The 19,272-nt window shown below is 70.0% G+C and carries 23 protein-coding genes, 1 pseudogene and 1 riboswitch; of the genes and pseudogenes, 14 read left to right on the forward strand and 10 right to left on the reverse strand.

Going from position 1 to position 19,272, the window contains the following annotated elements:
- The first annotated feature begins 35 nt into the window (after nt 1-35).
- The 9 genes from F8O03_RS00455 (at nt 36) to F8O03_RS00495 (ending at nt 5,724) form a co-directional block, all read left to right on the forward strand.
- Nucleotides 36-872: an alpha/beta fold hydrolase gene (locus tag F8O03_RS00455; RefSeq protein ID WP_151421921.1), complete on the forward strand. Its 837-nt coding sequence runs from the start codon at nt 36-38 to the stop codon at nt 870-872.
- Nucleotides 873-1,175: 303 nt separating this feature from the next.
- Nucleotides 1,176-1,379, forward strand: a complete 204-nt coding sequence (locus F8O03_RS00460; protein WP_151421922.1) for a hypothetical protein — start codon at nt 1,176-1,178, stop codon at nt 1,377-1,379.
- A 30-nt stretch (nt 1,380-1,409) separates the two neighbouring features.
- The gene (gene pyrE / locus F8O03_RS00465) at nt 1,410-1,958 is read left to right on the forward strand and encodes an orotate phosphoribosyltransferase (RefSeq protein ID WP_104251465.1); all 549 of its coding nucleotides are present in this window, start codon (nt 1,410-1,412) and stop codon (nt 1,956-1,958) included.
- Nucleotides 1,959-1,968: 10 nt separating this feature from the next.
- Complete coding sequence (locus F8O03_RS00470; protein WP_151421923.1) at nt 1,969-2,511, forward strand: septum formation family protein; 543 nt, start codon at nt 1,969-1,971, stop codon at nt 2,509-2,511.
- Between the two features lie 39 nt (nt 2,512-2,550).
- Nucleotides 2,551-2,976, forward strand: coding sequence for an SRPBCC family protein (locus F8O03_RS00475; protein ID WP_104251467.1), 426 nt, complete (start codon nt 2,551-2,553; stop codon nt 2,974-2,976).
- A gap of 98 nt (nt 2,977-3,074) precedes the next feature.
- Nucleotides 3,075-3,263 (forward strand): hypothetical protein, encoded by a 189-nt coding sequence (locus tag F8O03_RS00480; RefSeq protein WP_146079037.1) that lies wholly within the window; start codon nt 3,075-3,077, stop codon nt 3,261-3,263.
- Nucleotides 3,264-3,289: 26 nt separating this feature from the next.
- Nucleotides 3,290-3,487: a hypothetical protein gene (locus tag F8O03_RS00485; RefSeq protein ID WP_151421924.1), complete on the forward strand. Its 198-nt coding sequence runs from the start codon at nt 3,290-3,292 to the stop codon at nt 3,485-3,487.
- Nucleotides 3,488-3,562: 75 nt separating this feature from the next.
- A riboswitch (FMN riboswitch) is annotated at nt 3,563-3,689 on the forward strand.
- A gap of 101 nt (nt 3,690-3,790) precedes the next feature.
- A complete protein-coding gene (locus F8O03_RS18490; protein WP_151421925.1) occupies nt 3,791-4,600 on the forward strand; it encodes an ABC transporter permease in 810 nt (269 codons plus the stop codon).
- A gap of 56 nt (nt 4,601-4,656) precedes the next feature.
- Nucleotides 4,657-5,724, forward strand: a complete 1,068-nt coding sequence (locus tag F8O03_RS00495; RefSeq protein WP_151421926.1) for an ABC transporter substrate-binding protein — start codon at nt 4,657-4,659, stop codon at nt 5,722-5,724.
- Between the two features lie 85 nt (nt 5,725-5,809).
- On the opposite strand, the gene F8O03_RS00500 is transcribed toward F8O03_RS00495, so the two are convergent.
- Together F8O03_RS00500 and F8O03_RS00505 are read right to left on the reverse strand one after the other, a co-directional pair.
- Nucleotides 5,810-6,487 carry a TMEM175 family protein gene (locus F8O03_RS00500; RefSeq protein WP_151421927.1) on the reverse strand — a complete coding sequence of 226 codons (678 nt, stop codon included), beginning with the start codon at nt 6,485-6,487 and terminating at the stop codon, nt 5,810-5,812.
- Between the two features lie 42 nt (nt 6,488-6,529).
- Nucleotides 6,530-7,108 carry a sugar O-acetyltransferase gene (locus tag F8O03_RS00505; RefSeq protein ID WP_151421928.1) on the reverse strand — a complete coding sequence of 193 codons (579 nt, stop codon included), beginning with the start codon at nt 7,106-7,108 and terminating at the stop codon, nt 6,530-6,532.
- A gap of 54 nt (nt 7,109-7,162) precedes the next feature.
- Here F8O03_RS00505 and F8O03_RS00510 point away from each other — a divergent pair, with 54 nt between their 5' ends.
- Nucleotides 7,163-8,149 carry a DNA-methyltransferase gene (locus F8O03_RS00510; RefSeq protein WP_425280944.1) on the forward strand — a complete coding sequence of 329 codons (987 nt, stop codon included), beginning with the start codon at nt 7,163-7,165 and terminating at the stop codon, nt 8,147-8,149.
- A 68-nt stretch (nt 8,150-8,217) separates the two neighbouring features.
- Here F8O03_RS00510 and F8O03_RS00515 read toward each other — a convergent pair whose 3' ends face one another.
- From F8O03_RS00515 to F8O03_RS00550, 6 genes and pseudogenes are all read right to left on the reverse strand, one after another.
- The gene (locus F8O03_RS00515; RefSeq protein ID WP_151421929.1) at nt 8,218-8,871 is read right to left on the reverse strand and encodes a DUF805 domain-containing protein; all 654 of its coding nucleotides are present in this window, start codon (nt 8,869-8,871) and stop codon (nt 8,218-8,220) included.
- A gap of 41 nt (nt 8,872-8,912) precedes the next feature.
- Complete coding sequence (locus F8O03_RS00520; protein ID WP_151421930.1) at nt 8,913-10,097, reverse strand: cysteine desulfurase family protein; 1,185 nt, start codon at nt 10,095-10,097, stop codon at nt 8,913-8,915.
- A 1-nt stretch (nt 10,098) separates the two neighbouring features.
- Nucleotides 10,099-10,986, reverse strand: a complete 888-nt coding sequence (gene nadC, locus F8O03_RS00525) for a carboxylating nicotinate-nucleotide diphosphorylase (RefSeq protein ID WP_151421931.1) — start codon at nt 10,984-10,986, stop codon at nt 10,099-10,101.
- Nucleotides 10,986-13,049 carry an L-aspartate oxidase gene (locus F8O03_RS18180; RefSeq protein ID WP_208851764.1) on the reverse strand — a complete coding sequence of 688 codons (2,064 nt, stop codon included), beginning with the start codon at nt 13,047-13,049 and terminating at the stop codon, nt 10,986-10,988. The genes nadC and F8O03_RS18180 overlap by 1 nt, the downstream gene beginning before the upstream one ends.
- Nucleotide 13,050: 1 nt before the next feature.
- The gene (gene nadA / locus F8O03_RS00545) at nt 13,051-14,349 is read right to left on the reverse strand and encodes a quinolinate synthase NadA (RefSeq protein ID WP_151421932.1); all 1,299 of its coding nucleotides are present in this window, start codon (nt 14,347-14,349) and stop codon (nt 13,051-13,053) included.
- A 34-nt stretch (nt 14,350-14,383) separates the two neighbouring features.
- Nucleotides 14,384-15,070: pseudogene (locus F8O03_RS00550) on the reverse strand (NUDIX hydrolase); the annotation flags it as partial.
- A gap of 74 nt (nt 15,071-15,144) precedes the next feature.
- Here F8O03_RS00550 and F8O03_RS00555 point away from each other — a divergent pair.
- Nucleotides 15,145-15,792 (forward strand): RNA methyltransferase, encoded by a 648-nt coding sequence (locus F8O03_RS00555; RefSeq protein WP_151421933.1) that lies wholly within the window; start codon nt 15,145-15,147, stop codon nt 15,790-15,792.
- Here F8O03_RS00555 and F8O03_RS00560 read toward each other — a convergent pair.
- Nucleotides 15,789-16,439 carry a TetR family transcriptional regulator gene (locus tag F8O03_RS00560; protein WP_151421934.1) on the reverse strand — a complete coding sequence of 217 codons (651 nt, stop codon included), beginning with the start codon at nt 16,437-16,439 and terminating at the stop codon, nt 15,789-15,791. The two genes, F8O03_RS00555 and F8O03_RS00560, sit on opposite strands and share 4 nt — an antisense overlap.
- Nucleotides 16,440-16,507: 68 nt before the next feature.
- Here F8O03_RS00560 and F8O03_RS00565 point away from each other — a divergent pair, with 68 nt between their 5' ends.
- A complete protein-coding gene (locus F8O03_RS00565; RefSeq protein WP_151421935.1) occupies nt 16,508-17,152 on the forward strand; it encodes a biotin transporter BioY in 645 nt (214 codons plus the stop codon).
- A gap of 14 nt (nt 17,153-17,166) precedes the next feature.
- On the opposite strand, the gene F8O03_RS00570 is transcribed toward F8O03_RS00565, so the two are convergent.
- The gene (locus F8O03_RS00570; RefSeq protein WP_151421936.1) at nt 17,167-17,757 is read right to left on the reverse strand and encodes a TetR/AcrR family transcriptional regulator; all 591 of its coding nucleotides are present in this window, start codon (nt 17,755-17,757) and stop codon (nt 17,167-17,169) included.
- 22 nt (nt 17,758-17,779) lie between these two features.
- Here F8O03_RS00570 and F8O03_RS00575 point away from each other — a divergent pair, with 22 nt between their 5' ends.
- Nucleotides 17,780-18,955 (forward strand): MFS transporter, encoded by a 1,176-nt coding sequence (locus tag F8O03_RS00575; protein ID WP_151421937.1) that lies wholly within the window; start codon nt 17,780-17,782, stop codon nt 18,953-18,955.
- Between the two features lie 215 nt (nt 18,956-19,170).
- On the forward strand, nt 19,171-19,260 hold the full coding sequence (locus F8O03_RS00580) for a potassium-transporting ATPase subunit F (protein WP_151421938.1): 90 nt from the start codon (nt 19,171-19,173) through the stop codon (nt 19,258-19,260).
- The last annotated feature ends 12 nt before the right edge of the window (nt 19,261-19,272 follow it).

A 19,272-nucleotide genomic window follows, 5' to 3' on the forward strand; every position in this document is an offset into this window, starting at 1 on the left:
GAAGCGTCGCAGGGTGCGGCGCGGGAAGGCAACCAATGACTGAGATCCTCGCTCACCACGGCCTGCTCACCGACACGAAGCTCCACGTCGACGACACGGGCGGAACGGGCCGCCCTGTTGTCCTCATCCACGGCTGGCCCCTCTCGGGAGAGGCCTGGAATCACCAGGTGCCGGCATTCGAAGCGGCAGGCCACCGCGTCGTGACCTACGACCGTCGCGGCTTCGGCCGCAGCGACAAGCCGCTGACCGGATACAGCTACGACGACTTCGCGGACGACCTGCAGGCCGTCCTCGAGGCCCTCGACCTGCGCGACGTGACGCTCGTCGGGTTCTCCATGGGAGGCGGCGAGGTCGCACGCTACCTCGCCAAGTTCGGTGACGAGCGCGTGCACAGCGTGGTCTTCGCATCCGCCGTGCCGCCGTACCTGCTGAAGACGCCCGCCAACCCCGACGGTCCCCTCGAGGCCGGGGAAGCCGCGAAGATGACGGCGGCGCTCACCGCGAACCAGGAGTCGTTCTACGACGACTTCATCACCACGTTCTACTCGGTCGACGGCACCCTCGTCGTCTCCGAGGCGGAGCGGCGGGCAGCTATCGAGCTCACGGAGCAGGCGTTCAAGCCAGCCGCGCTGCAGGCCATGGCGGCGTTCGCGAACACCGACTTCCGCGACGACCTGCAGGCAGTGAAGGTGCCGACGCTCGTCATCCACGGCGATAGCGACGCGACCGTCCCGTTCGAGGGTTCGGGCCTGCGCACGCACGAGGCCATCGCCGATTCAGAGCTGCACGTCGTGGCGGATGCGCCCCACGGCGTCAACGTCAGTCACGCCGAAGAGTGGAATCGGGTCGTGCTGGAGTTCCTGAACCGCTGAGCCTCGCCCCCGTGCTGACCCCGAGACCCGCTCGCCACCTCCTGGCAGGCGGGTCTTCGGCGTCTCACGGGCACCTCACAGAGGGCGTGCGCCCGGTGACAGCGAATGCACCGACATCGCCGTCATCGCAGGGCTCGCAGGATTCGCTGGGAATCGCGGATCGTGCCCCGCAGACGCCGATGAGCCCCCGGTCCGTTTGACAGCAGGTCGACCGGCTTGCTGGGCTGGCCTCAGATCGACTCGCAGGACCGGAAGCATCCCGAGACAACGAAGGCCAGCCAGGCGCCGGCCGGAGGAGGCGTGATGAAGACGAACAGCGTGATTGAGACCAGCGACCTCGACGCGACCGCGTCAACCGCAGTGGAAGGCGCCCGCCCTGCCGCGGCACCCAGCGGCGGCGGGAGCCCGAGCCGCGACGCTCATGGCCTGCCCACGGGGGCCGCCCTCCTGGAGTGGCGCCGCGCGCATCCGGGGGCGACGATCGCCGACGCCATCGCCGCGCACTGACGGGCGCGGCGGGCGATTAGGCTTGGCCCCGTGACGACAGACCGCGACGCCCTCATCGAACTCATCCGCGACGAAGCCGTGTTCCACGGTGACTTCACCCTCACGAGCGGGAAGAAGGCGACGTACTACATCGACCTCCGCAAGCTGAGCCTCGACCACCGCGCGTCTCCGCTCATGGGCCGCGTGCTGCTCGACCTCATCGAGGAGTTCGGGCCCGTGGACGCTGTGGGTGGCCTCACGATGGGCGCCGACCCGCTCGCGAGCGCCGTCATGCACCAGGGGCTCGCGCAGGGCAAGGTCGTCGACGCGTTCGTCGTGCGCAAGGAGCCGAAGGACCACGGCCGCGGCCGCCAGGTCGAGGGCCCCGACCTCCAGGGCAAGCGGGTCGTCGTGCTCGAGGACACCTCCACGACCGGCGGCTCGCCGCTGAAAGCCATCGAGGCGCTCGAGAAGGTCGGCGCGAACGTCGTCGGCGTCGCCGTCATCGTCGACCGCGCCACGGAAGCGCAGGGCATCATCGAGGCCGCGGGCTACCCGTACCGCGCCGCCATCGGCCTCGAGGACCTGGGCCTCGCCTAGGCGCTCACGCGTGACCAACATCCGCGGAGCTGCTGGGCGCCGCAACCGGGGCGTGCTGGCGGCGCTGCTCGGCGTGCTCGTCCTCGGCGGGGTCGCGCTCGGCGTCTGGCTCCAGCCGTTCGGCGACGGGACCGTGCCGCCGGAAGAGACCGCCGGCCCGCCCACGACCACGGTTCCGCTCGCCGGCGTCGATGGCTCCCTGTTGGAGCCGGGCCAGTGCATCCAGGACTTCGTGTCGGCGTGGGAGCCTCGCTTCGAGGTCGTCGACTGCGCCGTCGAGCACTCCGGTGAGCTGCTCGCCGAAGTCGAGGCGACGCCCCTCTCCGAGAGCGACGAGTACCCGGGTGAGGACGCGCTGCGCGATCGCGCCCAGATCACCTGCCAGTCCAAGGATGTCCTCGACACGACCGCCGCGGCAGCAGTCCCCGGACTCGTCATCGAGGCCAGCTACCCGCTGAGCCAGGACGACTGGGACGCTGGACAGCGCAGCTACCGCTGCTTCGCGGCCACGCCCGGGGCCTCCACCACCGGTTCTCTCGCCGCGAGCCAGTAGTCCGGCGGCAGCCCAGGGCGCGACGACTACCCTGATCGCATGACCTTCGTGAGTGAATCCATCGACATCGACGTCCCTGTCGACGTGCTCTTCAGCCTGTACGCGGAGCCGGAGTCGCTCCCCAGCGTGCTCAGCATCGTGAAGCACGTCGAAGTGCTTGGCCCCGACCTCATCCGCTGGGATGTTGAGCTCGTCGGCCAGCGCCGGTCCATCGACGCGAAGGTCGTCGTCAACGAGCCGGGCGAGCGCCTGCGCTGGGAGTCGGTCGAGGGGCGCGCGTCGTTCGCCGCCGAGGTGCGCACCGAGGCGATCACGCCAGCGAGCACCCGCGTGACCGTGGACGCCGAGTTCGACGCCGGTGGTATCGCCGAACGCCTCGGCCTCGCGAAGCCCATCGCCGCGGCCGCCATCGCCAGCGAGCTCCGCAACGCGAAGAAGAGCGCGGAGGCGCAGGCCGCGCAGTAGCGCGTGCGGGAAGCTGGACGGGAGCGGATAGCCCGGTGAGCCTCCGCTGAAGACCCTTGAAGGGCCGCGCGTCATCTGCCCACGATGGACGCATGTCCATGGCAGAACCATTCATCCCCCGCCCCCACGAACAGCGCGAGGTGCCCGCTGCCTTCGAGCCCGGCCCAGGTGCGCCAGGTGCCGCCGGAGCCGAGTCTCCAGCCCAGCAGCCCGACGTCTCGCCGCCGCCCGACCCGGAGGAGCAGGCCATCGAAGACGCGGGCCTCGACGACGACATCAACCGCTGAGCGACCGCAGCCGAGACGGAGGAATCATGAGCGACACCAACGAGTTCTCGAACCCGAGCACCATGCCTGACCGAAACGACCCCGAGCCCGCAGAGCCGGACGCGGTCAACTCGGACACGGTCATCGACGACAAGCCGGACTCCGCTGAGGGCGTCGACGCGCCGGACAGCCCCGTCGACTACGCCATCAAGGTGGCGCGGGGCGACCACTCCACTGAAGCCTGACCCTGCTGTTCGCTCGTCGCGGAGCGTCATGATGTCGCACTTCCCGGAGACCTGTCGTACGCTGACAGCAGAGTCCACGTGCTCCGGGGTCGGTGTAATTCCGAGCCGGCGGTTATAGTCCGCGACCTGCTCCCGCAAGGGAGTGGCTGATCTGGTGAAATTCCGGAACCGACGGTGAAAGTCCGGAAGGGAGGCGCACGTGACGGCACGCCTCGGCGTACCGTCAGCTCGTGGAATCCGCTGACCCGTTCGGCGAACCCACGCGCCTCGTCATCCCCGGAGCTTTCCACGAAAGCCGGGTAGATGAACACGACGTCAGCACGCATCTCCGCACCGATCTCGGTGGCGGTCGCGGTGCTCGCTGTGTGGTGGGCCGTCACGGCCGCCGGTCTCATCTCGCCGCAGTTCCTGCCCGCGCCGGGCCAGCTCGCCGAGCGCTTCTGGCTCGACGTGACGCAGGGGCCCATGCTGTCCCATGCCTGGGTGACGCTGTCTGCGGCCCTGCTGGGCAGCCTCCTCGCGATCCTCGTCGCTGTCCCGCTCGGCTACCTCATCGCTCGCCTGCCCTGGGTCGACGTCGCGATCACCCCGTACGTCGCCGCGTCGCAGGCCGTGCCGGCCATCGCGCTGGCCCCGCTCCTCGTGCTGTGGATCGGCTACGGCCTCGCGCCCACGGTCGTGCTGTGCGCCATCATGTCGTTCTTCCCCATGATCGTCACCACGGTGCTCGGGGTGCGGCAGCTGCCGCAGGATGTCATCGAGGCCGGCCGCATCGACGGCGCCAACTGGTACCAGCTGCTGTGGTGGGTCGAGGGCCCGCTCGCGCTGCCAAGCGTGCTCGCCGGCATCCGCGCCGGCGTGACGCTCTCGATCACGGGCGCCGTCGTCGGCGAGTTCACGATGGGGGGCCGGGGCCTCGGGATGCTCCTCACGCTCAACCGCGACGCCAACGACATTCCGGGCATCTTCTCCACGCTCCTCATGCTCGTGGTCCTCGCCGTCGCCCTGTACATCCTCATGCGCCTGTTCCAGAACGCGGTCACCTGGAACGACGACGAGCCCAAGACGAGGCGACGCGCCCGCGTGCTCGCCGACGAACCCCTCCCAGCCTGACCCAGACCCGCTGACCAAAACCGCCTGACCCTGCCCATCTCGACCAGGAGACGCTCATGAACCTTCACCTCACCACCCCGGGCCGCGCTGCTCTCGGCCCTCGGGTACTGCGCTCCCTGGTCGCTGCCGGTGCTGTGGCGGCTGTGGCCGTGCTCGCCGGATGCTCGCCATCGTCCGATGGCAACGCCGCGAACGCGACGGCCGAGCCCGCGGGGGCCGCCACCATCGGTCTCACGTACACCCCGAACATCCAGTTCGTGCCGTTCTACGTGGCCGAGGCGAAGGGTTTCTTCGAGGATGAGGGCGTCGATGTCGAGCTGCGCCATCACGGTGAAGGTGAGGACCTCTTCGGGGCTCTCGCGAACGGCACCGAGGACTTCGTGTACGCGGGCGGCGACGAGATCACGCAGGCACGGGCCGCCGACATCCCGGTCACCTCGGTCGCGACGCTCTACAACACGTACCCGGCGACGCTCATCGTGCCGGAGGACTCCGACATCAAGACGGCCGCGGATGCGCGCGGGAAGACGATCGGCACGCCAGGCCCCTACGGGCAGACGTACTTCGCGCTGCTGTCGCTGCTGCAGAGCAACGGGCTGACGGCGGACGACGTGAAGATCGAGCACATCGGCTACACGCAGCAGGCGGCGCTCACGACCGGCGCCGTCGACGGGGTCATGGGCTACGTCAACAACGACGCGGTGCAGTTCGAGAAGGCCGGCTTCCCGGTGCGCACGATCGAGATCGCGCCCGCCGACGCGCCGACCCTCGTCGGGCCGTCGCTCGGAGTCGCCGACTCGATCATCGAAGGCGACGACGCGACGATCACGCCCGTGCTCGAGGCGCTGGCCCTGGCGACGCAGTATGTGATCGACAACCCGGACGAGTCCATCGACATCGCCGCCGAATACATCCCGACCCTCTACACGGACGAGGCGAAGAGCGACGCGCTTGCGACGCTCGAGGCCACCATCCCGTTCCTGTCCGCGCAGGACGGGCAGCCGCTCTTCACGAACGACGCCGAGGTGTGGGCCACGATGGCGACGTTCATGAGCGAACAGGATCTGCTCGAGAAGCCCCTCGAAGGCGACGCGTTCACGAACGCGTACGTGCCGCAGGGCTAGGAGAGGCGCTGCTCCCGGTCCTGGTGCCGTTCGGTGACGCGGGTGAGCCGGATGCATCGTCCTGCCGGTAGGGGGTGCACCTCGCTCACTCTGACGCCGCCGTCGCACCGTGCTGGGCTTCGTCGTCGGGCTCCCCGTCGCGTTCCGCCATCCGCTTCTGGACGGCGGACGTGACGGGGCCGGTGAGGAGCAGCAGCAGCCACGTGTAGCGGGCCGGGTCTGGCCCGAAGAGGAACGCGACCGGGATGGACAGGGCGAACACGGCCGGCACCACGAACGTGAAGGCCGAGCGGCGGCGCGCCGCCGCAGTGTCCTCCGTCAACCCGCGGCGCACCGCGATGACCCAGATCACGTGCTGCGCGAGGGACGCGCAGATGATGCTCAGGGCGTAGACCACGACGGGCAACGGCTGCGAGTCCAACGTCGACTCGCTCATCGACGCCGTCGTGAACGGCAGCACCACGATGAAGAACATGGCAACGATGTTGGCGTTCAGCACCGCGCCGTCGAGCGCATCCACCTGCCCCATGAGGCGGTGGTTGACCTTCCAGAAGTTCGCGATCACGAAGAAGCTGATCGTGAACGCCAGCAGCTGATCGAGCACACCGGAGCCGGCGAACGCATCCCAGCTCGCCCAATGCTCCGCCGTCGGCGGCTTGATGTCGACGATCAACAGGGTGATCGCGACCGCGTAGATGGCGTCGAAGAAGGTCAGCCCTCGGTCGAACTCGATGGTGCCGCGTGCGTAGCTGCGTGAAGCCATGTGGGGATGCTCCGTGCTCGGTGAGGACGCTAGCTCAGGCCGCTAGTCGAGGGTGCGGATGACCCGCGCCGGGTTCCCGACGGCGACGACGTTCGGCGGCAGATCCTTCGTGACGACCGCTCCGGCACCCACGACCGTGTTCTCGCCGATCGTGACGCCGGGGCAGACGATGACGCCCCCGCCGAGCCACACGTTGTCACCCAGCGTGATCGGCTCGCCGGCCTCAAAGCCCTCGCGTCGAGGCTCAGGGTCGAGCGGATGCGTCGGCGTGAGCAGCTGCACGTTCGGACCGATCTGGCAGTGCGCCCCGATCGTGATCGGCGTCACATCCAGGGCGACGAGACCCACGTTCACGAACGTGCCATCGCCGATCGTGATGTTCGAGCCGTAGTCGACATACAGGGGCGCCTTCACGGCGACCCCCTCGCCGAGGCTGCCGATCAGCTCCGCCAGGATCGCGGACGCGCGCTCCCCGTCCACCGGGAACGTCGCGTTGTACTCCGCCTGCAGCCGGGTGGCGCGCTCCGCACCCGCTGCCAGCTCCGGGTCGTCCGCGTGGTACAGCTCGCCTGCGAGCATCCGCTGCTTCATCGTGCGGCCGTCGTCGAGGTTCACCATCATGGCGAGAACACTAGCGTGCGCGCTCAGCGCAACGAATCACGTTAATCTCGACAGGTGACCTCGCTGTGGAACGCCGCCGGCCCCGACCTCGTGGTGCACGGCGACAACCTCGACGCCATGCGCCGCCTCCCCGACGGCGCCTTCCAGGTCATCTACCTCGACCCGCCCTTCAACACCGGCAAACAGCAGAAGCGCCAGTCGATCAAGGTGAAGCGGCAGTCCCCGGCTGAGGAAGCCGTCGAGGCCGCCGAACTCGGCGAGGCGCTCGCACACGACGAGGCCCCAGCATCCACCCCGCTGACCCGCACCGGATTCCAGGGGCGCAGCTACGAGCACACCCTCGGCGAGCTGTCGGCATTCAACGACGAGTTCGCCGACTACTGGGGCTTCCTCGAACCGCGTCTCGTGGAGGCATGGCGGCTCCTCGACGAGACCGGCACCCTCTACCTGCACCTCGACTTCCGCGAGTCGCACTACGCGAAGGTCGTGCTCGACGCGCTCGTCGGGCGCGACAAGTTCCTCAACGAGATCATCTGGGCCTACGACTACGGGGCGCGCACCTCGAAGCGCTGGCCCGCGAAGCACGACACGATCCTCGTGTACGTGAAGAACCCGAAGCGGTACCACTTCGACGCCGCCGAGGTCGACCGGGAACCCTACATGGCACCAGGCCTCGTGACCGAGGCGAAGCGTGAGCGCGGCAAGCTGCCCACCGACGTGTGGTGGCACACCATCGTGTCGCCGACCGGCAAGGAGCGCACCGGCTACGCCACACAGAAACCGGCCGGACTGCTGCGGCGCATGATCCGAGCATCCAGCCGCGAGGGCGACTGGGTGGCCGACTTCTTCGGCGGATCCGGCACGACGGCAGCCGTCGCCCGGGAGTGCGGCCGCCGGGTCGTGACCGTCGACGCCTCAGCGGATGCGCTCCGCACGATGCGAACACGCCTCGGCCCAGAGCGCGTCGAGTACCGCAAGCTCACGAAAGACGGCTCGCGCCTGCTGTCGGCCGCACCCAAGCGGGCCAAGCGGAGCCGCTGAGTCGCTGAGTCGCTGAGTCGCTGGGCTGCTGAGCCGCTGAGGCTGGCAGGTTGGCCCAGTTTGCGGGGCTAGCGTGTCTGGCCGGGGTCCGTTGAGGACGGGCCGTTCCAGGCGTCCGGAGCTGAGTACGGGTCAGACTGCGGCGCTGACGGGTACTGGTTCGGTGCGTAGTACTGGCCCGGTGCCTGGGGCTGTGTCGGGGGCTGGCCGTACCCCTGCACCGGAGCCTGGTACGGCTGGCCCTGGTAGTACCCCTGGTTGGGCGCGGGGTACTGGCCGGTCCCGTCGAAGCGCGCACCGGCGGGCACGGACGGCAGGCAGGCGAACACGACGAGCGCGATCGGGCCGAAGAAGGGGACGAGGCCGAGGAACGCGAAGAAGCCCGAGAAGTTCGCGTCGTGGAGTCGGCGCACCTGCATGGAGATCGTGGGCAGGAGCAGTGCGAGGTTGACGAGGAGGCTGAACAGGCCGAACAGGCCACCGCCGATCGCAACCCAGGTGGGGGTCGAACCGCTTCTGAAGTCCAAGCCCATGGCGATCACGTTGAAGACCATGGTGAGCCCCGCGAGGGCAAGCGCCACCCACCAGTACTCGCTGCGACTCGCTCGGCCGCGGTAGACGAACGTCTTCTTCACGAAGCGAACGATCGCCTCGGGGAACGGAGCCCCGTAGTAGGGCTGCTCAAGGGTCGGCCGGCCGGCCGGAGCGTGTCCGTAGGTCATGTCGTTCCTCCGTGGTCGCGCGAATGCTGCAACGCCACACCCTAGTGCAGGGTGGAAGAGCGGCTCAGGGCGGTGACCGTCTCGAACACGTCGGCCAGGGTTTCGGCGACACCGCCGAGGTCGAGGGAGGTCGTGGATGCTCCCCACGTGAACCGCAGGGCGGTGCGGGCGTCGTCCTCGGGGATCCCCAACGCGAGCAGCACGTGCGATGGCTCGTCGTGGCCGGCCGCGCACGCCGCCCCCGCAGACGCGAGCACGCCTCGCCGCTCGAGCTCCAGCAGCACCGTCTCCCCGTTCACCCCCGGAAGCACAAACGACGCGTGGCGGGGGAGGCGAGCCGACGCGTGGCCCGTGAGCCGCGCATCCGGGATGCGCGAGAGCACGTCGGCGACGAACACGTCGCGCGGGCTCGAGGGCAGGTCGCCGATGCTCGCAGGCGGCCGATGCTCAGCTTCCGCGCGCCGGTCAGCATCCGCGAGCCGCAGCGCGACCGCGAACGCCACCGCGAACGCCACATTCTCCGTGCCGGATCGGCGCCCACGCTCCTGCCCGCCGCCATGGATGAGGGGCTCGAGCGGACGCCGCGAGCGCACCGCGAGCACCCCGACACCCTTCGGAGCGCCCAGCTTGTGACCCGACAGGCTCACCGCATCCACCCCCGTCGCTGTCATCGAGACGTCGAGCGAGCCAGCCGCTTGGATCGCGTCGGTGTGGAACGGCACCCCGCGCGCCTGGGCGACGGCGACCAGTGCCGTGATGTCCTGCACCGTGCCGACCTCGTTGTTCGCCGTCGCGAGCGACACCAGGGTCGTGTCCTCACGGAGGGCCGCGGCCAGGGACTCCTCGCTGACCAAGCCAGCCGCATCCACGTCGACGAACGTCACCTCGAAGCCGTGGAGACGCGCGAGGTAGTCGGCGGATGCGAGCACCGACTCGTGCTCGACGCGGCTCGTCACGAGGTGCCGCCCGCGCGGTTTCCCGAGGGCGATGCCCTTGATCGCGAGGTTGTTCGCCTCGGTGCCTCCCGACGTGAAGACCACCTCGGACGACCGGCAGCCGAGGACAGCCGCCACTGCCGTGCGGGCATCGGCGAGGGCGGCGGAGGCCTGCTCGCCGAGCCCGTGCGTGCTCGACGGATTGCCGAACGACGCGGTCAGGAACGGCCACGCCGCGGCGAGTGCCTCCTCCCGGACGGGAGACGTCGCGGCGGCATCGAGGTGAAGCATGTCAGCGCCCGGCCTCTGGTCTGGGCTCGGCCGCGGCCTCGAGCGCCATGTCGAGGCCCAGGTCGATGGCTCGCGCGCTGTGAGTGAGGGCGCCGACCGAGATGACGTCGACACCCGTCTCCGCGATCGACGCGACCGTGTCGAGGTTCACTCCGCCACTCGCCTCGACGACCGCCCGCCCGTTGATGAGCGCGACGCCCTCACGCAGCTCGGCCAGCGAGAAGTTGTCGAGCATGATCGTGTCCACGCCGGCCGCGAGGACCGGGCCGACCTGGTCGAGCCGGTCGACCTCCACCTCGACGTGCGTCGTGTGGCCCAGCTTGTCCTTCGCCGCGAGCAGCGCCTCCGTCAGACTGAGGCCCGACTGCTGCAGGAGCACGGCGAGGTGATTGTCCTTCGCCATGACGGCGTCCGACAGCGAGAAGCGGTGATTGCGGCCGCCACCGCTCGCCACGGCGTGCCGTTCGAAGGCCCGCAGCCCGGGGGTCGTCTTGCGCGTGTCCGTGATGCGCGCTGACGTGTGCGCGACCGCGTCGACGTAGCTGCGAGTGAGCGTCGCGACGCCGCTCATGCGCTGCGCGAAGTTCAACGCCACCCGCTCCGCCGTGAGCACCGAACGCGCGGGGCCCGCGACGGTCGCCAGCACGTCCCCTGCGGCGAACTCGTCACCGTCGTCGGCGTGCAGATCGACCTGGATGCGCGCATCCGTGAGCCGGAAGGACCCCGCGAACACCTCGATCCCCGAGAGCACGCCGGCCTCGCGCGCGACGAGGGTGGCACTCGCGGTGGCGTCGTGCGGGATGAGCGCCGAGGCCGTGACGTCACCCCAGGGGGCGTCCTCGAGCAGAGCGGCGCTCACGGTCGTCACGATGTGGGCAGGGGTGAGCATCAGCGCGCCATGGCTCTCTCTAGATGGGGAAGATGGGTGTGGGTGTGGGGCTCACGAGCGGAGGGGTGGTCTGCCCGGAAGTGCGCGCCGGCTGACGCCCGACGGGTCAGCGCGGCCTCCACCGTGAGGCGAGCGAGCAGGAGCAGGTTGCTGTCCTCACGGTCGGCGACCGACGAGTCCGGTCCGGCGGCGTCTCGGTCGCCCGCCCAGGCGGTGATGACCCGCTTGGCATCTTCGAGTGCGGCGCCGCTGCGGTGCAGGCCCGAGTTCGCCCACATGAGCGTCTGCAGCGCGGCCCGCGAGAAGGCAGGAGCCGCATCGCTGGCCGTCCGCTGTCCAACATCAGTGCGATTCTGCTCAGAACTCGGCCGAAACGCTCGAATCGAGGCGTTCGAGCACTGAAGTTGGTCAGGGGACGGGGAGTCCGCGACGTCCGAGACGCGGCCGAGACCGCGGGCGGGTTCGTGAGCAAGGCCGTGAGCGGAACCTGGGTCGGCCCGCGGCGCCTGGCCGAGCTGCGCCTGGCCGAGCTGGGCCTGGCCGAGCGTTCGCTGGCCGAGCCGGGCCTGCTCGCGCAGCGCCTCCGCGACGCGGTGCCCGAAGACGGCACCCTCAAGGAGTGAATTCGATGCAAGACGGTTCGCGCCGTGCACGCCCGTGCGGGCCGTCTCGCCCGCCGCGTAGAGGCCCGGGATGCTCGTCCTCCCGAACAGGTCGGTGACGACACCGCCCATCAGGTAGTGCGCTGCGGGCGTGACCGGCACCGTCTCGAGCGACCAGTCCAACCCGGACCCGTCGATGCGCGCCGTGATGCTCGGGAAGCGGCGCTCGAGGAACTCCCGGCCCAGATGCGTCGCGTCGAGACGCACGGGGCGTCCGCCTTGCTTCGCCATCTCGTCGGCAATGCCGCGCGCAACGATGTCGCGCGGGGCGAGCTCGGCATCGGGGTGCACGCCGACCAGAAACCGTTCGCCCGCATCGTTGAGCAGCACGGCGCCTTCGCCGCGCACGGCCTCCGAGATGAGTGCGCCCCCGGATCCGGCGAGCACGGTCGGGTGGAACTGCACGAACTCGAGGTCAGAGATCTCGGCTCCGGCCCGCGCGGCGACTGCGATGCCGTCGCCCGTCGCGACCCCGGGGTTGCTCGTGTGCGCGAAGAGCTGGCCGGCGCCGCCTGTCGCGAGCACGATCGCATCCGCCGGGAACGGGCGTGGGGCGTCATCCTGGCGGCCGTCTGCGCGGCCTGTGCCGCTTGCGCCGTCCGCACAGCCTGCACCGCCCGCGCTCTGCAGCCACGCGCCGACCACGCGCGGTGCTGCGGAAGCCGCGTCGCTCGCGGAAGCCGCGGTGTCGGGCTTCGGCGTGGTCGCCGTCGGAACCCCGTCCAGCATCAGGTCCACAAGGAACGTGTGCTCGAGCAGCCGGAGTTTCCCGCGCACGGCCGCCGCGCGGACGGCGTCGCTCAGCGCTCGCTGGATCTCGCGCCCGGTGCCGTCTCCGAAGGCGTGCAGGATGCGCGGATGCGAGTGCGCCGCCTCGAGCCCGCGCGCGAGCTGCCGCAGATGGTCGCCTTCTGGGACGGGAAGCGGCCCTTCAGGGCGACTCGTCGATGCGGGCGAGGAAGAAGGTGCTGCGCTGTCGCTCGCGGCGGCGGCGGCCTCAGCGACGGGAACCCGGTCGAAGCGCGTGCCGAGGGCGATCAGGCCGCGGATGCGCGCATCCGCCGACTCGCAGAGCACCTGGGTCGCTCGCCGGTCGCCGAGCCCGGCACCAGCTGCGAGCGTGTCGCGCACGTGCGACTCGACGCTGTCACCAGCGCGAGCATCAGCACCAGCCGCGAGTACTGCCGCGATCCCGCCCTGCGCATGGGAGGTGGCGGTGTCGCCGATCGTCGACTTCGTGGCGACCACCACGTCGTGCCCGTCGGCGGCCGCCGCCAGCGCCGCGGTCAGACCCGCGATGCCGGTGCCCACGACAAGCACCCGCAAGCGCCCGCCCGCCTGAGGCGAGGGGGCAGCCTCGGACGCGTCTGCGCCTCCCGGCAGCCCAGCATCCCCGACCACGTCAGGACGCCATCGTCGTGTCCGGCCGGGCCGCGAGCATCCGCTCGACCGCGACCCTGGCCGGCTCGGCGACGCTCGCCGGCACGCTGATCTGGTTGCGCACCTCGCCGGCCACGAGCCCCTCGAGCACCCAGGCGATGTAGCTGGGGTGGATGCGGTACATCGTCGAGCAGGGGCACACGACCGGGTCGAGGCAGAAGATCGTGTGCTGCGGGTACTCGGCGGCGAGGCGCTGCACGAGGTTGATCTCGGTGCCGATCGCGAAGACAGAGCCGTCGGGGGCGGCCGCGATGGCCTTCGTGATGTAGTCGGTGGAGCCGTACTCGTCGGCGGCGTCGACGATCGCCATGGGGCACTCGGGGTGCACGATGACGCGCACCTCGGGGTACTCCGCGCGGGCCTTCTCGATCTGGGCGACGGTGAAGCGCTTGTGCACCGAGCAGAAGCCGTTCCAGAGAATGACCTTGGCGGCGTCGAGCGTCTCGGGGGTCTGCCCGCCGAGCGGGCGGCGCGAGTTCCAGAGCGGCATCTCCTCGAGCGGCACGCCCATGGCCTTCGCGGTGTTGCGGCCGAGGTGCTGGTCGGGGAAGAACAGCACCCGCTGCCCGCGCTCGAACGCCCACTTCAGCACGGTCTCGGCGTTCGATGAGGTGCAGACGATGCCCCCGTTGCGCCCGCAGAACGCCTTGAGTTCGGCGGAGGAGTTCATGTAGGTGACGGGGATGACGGGCACGCGGCCATCGGCGCCCGGCTGCGTCCCGTAGAGGTCGGCGAGCTGCTCCCAGCACTCTTCGACGGAGTCGCTGTCGGCCATGTCTGCCATGGAGCATCCGGCCGCGAGGTTCGGGAGGATCACGACCTGCTCCGGCGCCGACACGATGTCTGCCGTCTCGGCCATGAAGTGCACGCCGCAGAACACGATGGCCTCTGCCTCCGGCTTGGCTTTCGCGGCATTGGCGAGCTGGAAGGAGTCGCCGATGAAGTCGGCGTACTGCACGACCTCGTCGCGCTGGTAGAAGTGGCCGAGGGTCACGACGCGGTCGCCGAGGGCCGCCTTGGCGGTGAGGATGCGGGCGTGGATCTCCGCGTCACTCGCGGTCCGGTACTCCTCGGGCAGCAGCTCCTGCCTTGGTGCCGTCGGCGGGAGCCGGTCGGCCATTGACGCCCCAGGCCCGTAGGACGGCGCTTGCAGGTCGAACGCCCACGGCGACTTCACGAGCTCCGGTGAGCAGCTCTCGCCGGTCTGCTTGCCGCTCTGGATGCGCGTGATCGTGGTGTGCACTGAGGCGGTTGTGGTCATGGGGTCTGCCCTTCGCGGCGGGGGAGGTCTTGAGGAGGGGGCTCTGCTCGGACGGGGCGGGTGCCTCGATATACCTGTAGAGCTTCGGGGGCCGGTGCCTGGTGCCGGCGAGGGTCTCGCCGGTCTCGGCGAGCGAGTTCGAGGCGAGCAGGTCGCGGCGGAAGTTGGCGGCGTCGATGGGGCGGTCGAGGACGGCTTCGTAGACCTCCCGCAGCTGGGCGATGGTGAAGGATTCGCCGAGGAAGCTGTGCGCGATGGAGCTGTACTCGACCTTGTTGCGGAGTCGCCAGAGGGCGTAGTCGATGATGCGTCTGTGGTCGAAGGCGAGGGGCGGGAGGTCGTCGACGGGGTGCCAGCGCACGTTGTCTCCGAGGCGGGCCGAGCTCGCCTCGTCGTTGCCGACGAGCGCCCAGTAGACGACGGACACGACCCGTGGGTCGGCACCGAAGACGCGGTCGGCGTCGCCGAAGGCGTAGAGCTGCTCGAGGTACTTGGGGGCGAGGCGCATCGTCTCGAAGAGGGTGCGCGATGCGGCGGCGGCGAGGTCCTCGTCGCCGAGGGGCCCTCCTGGCAGGGCGAGGAGGTCGATGAACGGCTGTCGCTGCCGCCGGACGAGCGGCACCCAGATCGTGGGCGCGGAGGCGCGGTGGGATGAGGGAGGTGACGGGCGCAGCGCGAAGATCACCGTGGAGACGGCGAGGGTCGCGTTGGTGGGTGGCATCCTCCACCTCCTCTCTACTTAGAGTCAGTTCGACTCTAAGTGCAGTGTACGCCACGCCCGCCTAGGCTGTGGCGGTGAGCGATCAGCAGCAGTTCGGCAGCGAAGACGACGCCCCGCACGGGGTCGGCCCCTGGCCCGGCGGCCGCGAGGAGTGGCCGGAAGGGCCCTGGTATGACGCGGAGCTGCTCGAGCACGGCGACCGGCGCAACGTCATCGACCGCTACCGGTACTGGTCAATGGCCGCGATCGTCGCCGATCTCGACACGAAGCGCCACGCGTTCCACGTCGCCATCGAGAACTGGCAGCACGACATGAACATCGGTTCGATCGTGCGCAGCGCCAACGCGTTCGCGGCGGACACTGTGCACATCGTCGGCAAGCGCCGCTGGAACAAGCGCGGCGCGATGGTCACCGATCGGTATCAGCACGTCGTGCACCACGAGAGTGTCGCCGCGTTCATCGACTGGGCGAGGAGCGAGGAGATGCCGGTCCTCGCCATCGACAACGTGCCTGGCTGCGTTCCCATCGAGACGTACGAGCTGCCGGAGCGGTGCGTGCTGCTGTTCGGGCAGGAGGGGCCCGGGGTCTCGGATGAGGCGGTCGAGGTCTCGGATGCGGTGCTCGAGATCTCGCAGTTCGGCTCGACCCGCTCGATCAACGCCTCAGCTGCGGCGGCTGTCGCGATGCACACCTGGGTGCTGCAGCACGTCGACTTCGCCTAGGGGGCGGTGCTCGGCTCGCTCGTCGCCAGCCCCGCGGCGCCTGCGAGGATCAGTGCCAGGCCTGCCGTGAAGCGATCCGTCGGATCCTGCGGGCCGAGCGGGTCAGGGGTGCGGGTCTGGAGTGCGCCGACCGCGGCGGCGTGGGCTTGCTGCTGCTCGTGGAACACCTGCCCGATCGTGTAGTGCACGACCGCGTCCGCACAGGTGCGGCTGCCTGCCCTGCCGAGCCCGAAGTCGCTGCGGGCCGCACCGGCGATCATCCGCAGGAGGTCGACCGTCAGCAGGTCGAGGGCGAATGAGCTCGAGACGAGTTCAGCGCCATCCCTGCGGGAGAGGAGCGCTGTGCGGAGCTGTATCGCGAGGGTGCGCGTCTGCTGCGTGCCTGGCTCGCCCCCTGCCCCCGGGAAGATCCACGTCTCGGCGGTGAGGGGATGCAGGATGCGGTCGCTCACGGCAGCGAGCAGCGACTGCTTGTTGGGGAAGTGCCAGTAGAGCGCGCTCGGCTGCACCTCGAGGTAGTCGCTGATGCGTCGCATCGAGAGGTTCGGCAGGCCGTGCTCGTCGAGCACCTCGAGAGCGGTGGTCACGATCTCCGAACGGCTGAGCTTCTCGAGGCCGGAGCCTCCGGCTGGACCGCGGGGTGTCATGGGGCTAATCTACTGAACACTGTTCACTGAACACCGTTCAGGAGATCTGAGAGAAAGGTCCCACCCCTATGAGTGTCGAATCGATCAGCCCCGCCGGGCGTCCCACCAGCGGCGCCGTGCCGCGCGTTCTTGCCGACCTCGTGGCAGGTGCTGGTGCCGGTGTGGGTGCCGGTTTCCGTGCCCGAGCTCGAAAGGAAGCCCTGCTGAACGTCGCGCTCGTGCTCGGCGGCACCCTCTTCCTCGTCGCCGCGGGCTTCATCGTCATCCCGCTGCCGTTCACGCCAGTGCCCGTCTCGCTGGCGACCTTCGCGGTGCTGCTGACCGGCGCTTCCCTCGGCCCGGTCCGCGCCGCCGCGAGCGCCGGCCTGTACCTCGCGGTGGGGGCGCTGGGCGCGCCGATCTTCGCCGACGGCGCATCCGGGGTCCTGTTCCCGTCGTTCGGCTACATCGTCGGATACGTGCTCGCCGCGATCGCGGTCGGCGCGCTCGCGCGTCGCCGAGCCGACCGCCACGTCGCTTCCACGGTCGGCGCCTCGGTGCTCGGCACGCTCCTCGTCTACGCGGCCGGCGTCCCCTGGCTCGCGGTCTCGCTCGGCGTCGACCTCGGCACCGCCCTCGCGCTCGGTGTCCTGCCGTTCCTCCTCGGTGACGCCATCAAGATCGCTGCCGTCAGCGCGCTGCTGCCCTCCGCCTGGAAGCTGCTCAACCGCTGAGCGCTGGTGGATCGCTAGGCGTCTGGGTTCGCGGCCGTGTGCTCGCGGAGGAGTGTGGCCGCGATGCGCCGGGCTGATGCGGTTGTGTGTCTCGGGTCGCGGAGTCGCATCGCGAGATCGCCGGAGACGACCAGCAGCAGCTCGTCGGCGAGCTCTCGGTCGCGGGTGGTCGCGTTCATCGCGTCGCCGGCGATGGATGCCGTCAGCCGCCGTCGGAGCGTGTCCGTGTCCGTGTCGATGGCCTCGCGAACCTCGGCCGGCGCGTCCGCGTACTCGGCGGCGGAGCCCAGGAACGCGCACCATTGAGCGCGCACCGGATGCTCGCGGAACGCGTCGAGGGCGTCGAACACGGCGAGGACGCGTCCGTCCCGCGAGTCCTGGCGGGCGATGGCCGCATCCCAGGTCGCGAGCCACTCCGTGTGCCGACGAGCCAGCGTTGCCGCGAGGAGTGCCTCCTTGCTCGCATACCCGCGGTACATCGTCGCCGCTGAGACCCCCGCGCGCTCGATGACGGCATCCACCGGGGTCGCGTGGATGCCCTGCGTGAAGAAGAGCTCCTCGGCGGCATCGAGGAGCTTCGTCGCGCTCGATGTGCGGATGCTCATGTACACACCCTAAGCTCCAAATATGAAACGTACGTTTTCGTTTGGTGATGGAGTCCAGCGGCTCCTCGTGGTGGGCGGCGTCGGTCTCATCGCCGCCTGCTACGGCTTGGTCCGCCTCGCCTACGGGCTCTACCTGCCGGACATCGAGGCCGATCTCGGCCTCGACCCCTCGATGGCTGGGGCGGTCTCGGGCGGAGCGTCTGCGATGTACTGCGTCGCCGCGATCGTGGGGTTCTTCCTGGCGGGCCGTCTTCCGCGCACCCTCGTGGCGGGCGCGGCATCAACGGCCGGTGGCGGCGCCCTCGGCATGGCAGTCGCGTCGCAGGTCGAGGGCTTCGCGGCCTTCGCCATCGTCAGCTCAGCGGGGGCCGGCCTTGCCTCCCCTGCCCTGGTCGAGCTCCTCAGGCGGGCCGTGAGCGGTGACCGCGGGCAGCGCTTCCAGGTCGTCGTCAACGCGGGCACCGGGCCGGGCCTCGTGCTCGCCGGAGCACTCGCCCTGCTCCTGCTGCCCGACTGGCGACTGGGGTGGGCGGCCGCGGCGATCGTCACAGTCCTCTCCGCGGTCGCCGTGCTCATCTCGACCGCGAGGTCTTCGATCGGTCGAGTGCAGCGCCATGGCGCGTCGGCAGCCGTTCCTCCGCGGGCCTGGTTCGGGCAGCACGTGCGGGTGATCTGCGCCGCGCTGCTCCTCGGAGCTGGCTCGGCGGCCGTGTGGACGTTCGGGCGCACGGTGCTCGTGGAAGGGGGAGCCTCCGGTGACTTCTCGGCGCTCGCATGGATGTGCCTGGGGCTCGGCGGGGCCCTGGTGCTTCCGCTCTCCGCCGCCCTTCGCCGTCTTGGGTCCACGCGGGCGTGGATGCTCACCGCGCTCGTCGTCGCAGCGTCCACGGCACTGATCGGCCTCTTCCCGGGCGTGCGTCCACTCGCTCTCCTCGTGTGCGTCGCGTTCGGCTGGGGGTACACGGCCGCCACGGGGGCCCTCATCACCTGGACCTCCGAGATCGACGAGCAGCGCGCATCCGCTGGCACCGCGATGCTCTTCGTCGTCCTGGTGCTCGGGCAGGGGCTCGGGGCCGCCCTGGCGGGGTGGGGGCTCGACGCTGGGACACCGGGACTGGTGTTCGGGATCGCGGCCGCACTGTCGGCAGCGGCGATCGCTCCGGCCCGACCCGTGGCCTCGATCGTTCGCGTTCCGTGAGGACTCGCACGCCGCCCGTATGGGTTCCGTGAGGGCGAGCACAGAGGCGCCCCGTGAGGAGTTGTATCGGGGACTGCGCCTGAACGGCGCGCAGCCACGCTCACCGCTGGCTGCACACCTCCGAACGGAGTCTCCGTGCTTGACCTCGTCTTCGTCGCGGGCGCCATCGCCCTCTTCACCGCCATCGGCCTTCTCGGCAAGGCGGTCGACAAGCTGTGATCGTCTTCGAGTTCATCGCCGTCGCCCTCGGCGTCGCCGCGATCGCCTACCTCGTGGTGGCCCTCGTGGCCCCTGATCGCTTCTGATGGACGCACCCA

It is taken from the genome of Pseudoclavibacter terrae, assembly GCF_008831075.1.
GTDB lineage: Bacteria > Actinomycetota > Actinomycetes > Actinomycetales > Microbacteriaceae > Pseudoclavibacter > Pseudoclavibacter terrae.